Source organism: Haloferax sp. Atlit-10N, from assembly GCF_003586325.1.
Classification (GTDB): Archaea; Halobacteriota; Halobacteria; order Halobacteriales; family Haloferacaceae; genus Haloferax; species Haloferax prahovense.
Map to the genome: position 1 here is coordinate 1 of NZ_PSYX01000187.1, position 436 is coordinate 436.

Here is a 436-nt window from a genome sequence, read left to right on the forward strand (position 1 = left end):
AGTAGAAATCGGTGTTCACATTCTCATCGAAAGGGAGTGGACGATTCGTGTCTCGATCGCCCTTTCGTCGCTGGACTGCTTGAGACCGCTGCGATAGTATGGGAGAAGCATATTTCTTTCCGATTAGCTCACAATTGGTGAGTGTCTAATAAGATGGTCTTACAGTGGTGGTCCTCTTCGTCAGCGTCGAGAGACTTCTCGGTGAGCGTCCCACGAAGCGGGTACGGAGAATTGACCTCAGATTCGACCTCCTAACCCCGAATCTGCGAGTTCATGTCGGCGAGACGCTCAATATGTTCTCCAACAGTATTCTGTCGTCCGGGAGGTACATCACCTCCCACATCACTTAGGCGGTAATCGAGATAGTACGTAGTGTGAGTACCGCTGTCGACGCGGTAGAAGATACCGTCGCCGCTGAGCCGTTCGAAGACGCGCT

General features: G+C 52.3%; 1 pseudogene. It reads right to left on the reverse strand.

The window, feature by feature from the left end:
- Nucleotides 1–251 precede the first annotated feature (251 nt).
- Nucleotides 252–436 (reverse strand): annotated as a pseudogene (locus C5B91_RS22925) (hypothetical protein); the annotation flags it as partial.